The following is a 2,910-nucleotide window of genomic DNA, read 5'->3' as shown; positions in this document are numbered from 1 at the left end:
TCCCTGGTACCATTGGAATGTTTTTCAGATGATGCTGTTCCGAGTGCTGATGGGAATGAAGCATGGAATATCATTCGTGGCGGATACAGTCCTGATGCTACATTCGATGATAACTGGGGCAATTGCTATAGCGCTATAAGGGCGGCGAATATTTTTTTAAAGTATTATCAGCGGGTTCCCTGGGCTGATTCATCCCGCAAAGTATGGTTGCCTAATGAGGCGCGTGCGCTGAGGGCTTATTTTTATTACGAACTAGTAAAGAGATATGGTGGCGTGCCGTTGATAGGTGATAAGGTTTTTGATTCCAATGATAATGAATTATTGAATTTAAAACGCAATAGCTTTGAAGAGTGCGTAAACTACATCGTATCAGAACTTGATATAGCTAAAGACAGCCTGCGTCCCGATGCTTCCCTTGCCGGCAGAACAACCGATGCTGATTTCGGAAAGATGCGTAAAAGTATTGTATTGGCAATTAAGGCTAAGGTATTGCTCCTGGCTGCAAGCCCCCTGTTTAACCCTTCATCAACCCCCAACAGGTCCTATACCGGTTATCCTTCTTACAGCGCAGAAAGATGGAGAGCGGCTGCCGATGCAGCAAAAGCTGTGATAGATCTGGGTATTTATGACCTGGAACCCAATCGTTACACCCTGATGCTGCAAAGGGCAAATAAGGAGCACATTTTTTTCCGGATGAGTGATCCCCGTATTGATAATGCATATTCCTATTATATGTCTCCGCCAGGGTACAAACCTGCAAACCGTAATAGTGAAGGACGTGTAAGTCCGACACAGGAATTTGTTGACGCCTTCCCGATGAAGAATGGGAAAACAATCGATGATCGTTCTTCCGGTTATGATCAATCGAACCCCTACGCAGGGCGCGATCCCCGTTTGGAACAAACCGTGTTTTATAATGGCGCTAAATGGCTGCAAAGACCGGTAGAAACCTTTGAAGGAGGGAGAGACAAACCGAATGATGCTACCCTTGCTCCTGTGCAAACACAAACAGGCTATTATGCCAAGAAGTTTTGTGCGAATGACAGTAGCAGTGCAAATTACACCACCACTTTTTACCGGGACGGAGGCTTTATTCCACCATGGTGCATTATCAGGTATGCTGACATTATTTTAATGTATGCCGAGGCGCAAAACGAATACTCAGGACCAGATGCAGCTGTGTATGCGGCTGTTGAGAAAATTCGCCAGCGGGCCGGTCTTTCTCCCTATGCGCTGCCTCCTGGATTGTTACAGGCACAGATGCGCGATGTTGTCCGTAATGAACGTCGCATCGAGTTAGCATTTGAAGAACAAAGATTTTGGGACATACGCAGGTGGAAAATCGCGAAAGCCGTTTATGGAACTGCACTTCATGGAGTAACCATTACCAAAAATGCAAATGGTACGTTTAACTATTCCCCGAAGGTAATTACCACTCCTTATTTCACGGATGCCATGTATTTATTGCCTGTTGCAGTAAAGGAAACGCAGGTAAATAGCGGCATTGAACAAAATCCCGGGTATTAAATCTTTTTGATACAATAAACAGCATAAAATGAAAGTAAAGATATTCATATTGATGTGGTTTTTGCTGATATCAACGGTTGTATGGTCTCAGAATATAATCATAAGAGGACGGATAGTGAATGATAAAAACCAGGCAATAAGCGGAGCTACTATTTCAGAACCGGACAACAGGAAGAATGGAGTCATCTCTGACGAACATGGAAATTACACCATCTCATTAAAATCCGGCAGTGTAAAGAAACTGATGATTACATACATAGGCTATCTGCCTCAAACTATTAATGCGGTTCCGGGGACCGTAACGCTGGTTCACCTGACGCCGGATGTAAAAGGCCTGGAAGATGTGGTGGTGGTTGGTTTTGGACGTCAGAAAAGGATCACAAGTACGGGAGCTGTCAGCTCGGTAAAAGGTGAAGAGATCAGGACAGTTCCTACTGCCAGCATTCAGAATACGCTTATCGGCAGGTTACCCGGCTTTTTCAGTCAGCAAAGGAGTGGACAGCCCGGCGCAGATGCCGCCGATTTTTTTATCAGGGGAGTTAACTCTATCACCGGCGATAATAAACCACTGATCATCGTAGACGATATAGAGTATGATTACACACAGCTTTCACAGCTGAATGTAAACGAAGTCGAATCCGTTTCCATCCTGAAAGATGCGGCTACAACATCCATCTACGGATTAAAAGGCGCCAACGGGGTTTTAGTTGTTACTACTACCAGGGGGCGTATCGGGAAGCCACGGATTAATGTTACTGCTGAAAGCGGCATTAATCAAACGATCAGGATGCCTACTTTCCTTGATTCGTATACTACAGCCCTGCTTCGGAATGAAGCAACTATCAATGATGCATACGGTCAGTCTCAAACACCTGTACTCCCGTTCAGCCCGGATGATCTGCAGAAGTTTAAAGACGGCTCTGATCCTTATGGGCATCCAAATGTTAACTGGGCAGATGTTTTATTTAAAAAAGCGTCAACGCAATCCCGTTATAACGTGGATGTAAGCGGGGGAAATGCACTTGTAAAATATTTTACGTCGTTAGGTTATTTTTCCCAGAATGGTATTTTGAAAGACTTTAAACCGGTGGGAGATTATGTCAATACCAACTACTTCTACAGGCGTTTTAATTACCGCTCGAATCTTGATATTACCCCGACGAAAACATTAAAGATCCGGTTTGATGTCAATGGCCGTTTTGAAACGGTTAATAACCCAAGCGGAACTGTAGAAAATGCCGGGCTTTTTTATGAATTGGGTGCATTTCGCTACATGGCTCCGTATGCCATGCCAGTAATTAATCCAAATGGCAGTTATAGCTATGCAACACATCTGGGCGCTGTAACTAATAACGGCGCCATTAACCCGGTTTTCCGGCTGGC

General features: G+C 44.5%; 2 protein-coding genes. Both read left to right on the top strand.

The genetic code is table 11. The features are described from left to right. A partial coding sequence (locus tag VN105_RS03425) for a RagB/SusD family nutrient uptake outer membrane protein (RefSeq protein ID WP_325637944.1) occupies positions 1-1,527 on the top strand: 1,527 nt, incomplete at its 5' end. A gap of 115 nt (positions 1,528-1,642) precedes the next feature. Next, the coding region (locus VN105_RS03420) for a SusC/RagA family TonB-linked outer membrane protein (RefSeq protein ID WP_325637942.1) at positions 1,643-2,910 on the top strand (1,268 nt) is incomplete at its 3' end.

It is taken from the genome of Chitinophaga sp. (genome assembly GCF_035564935.1).
Classification (GTDB): domain Bacteria; phylum Bacteroidota; class Bacteroidia; order Chitinophagales; family Chitinophagaceae; genus Chitinophaga.
This window is presented reverse-complemented; position numbering and strand designations above follow the sequence as displayed.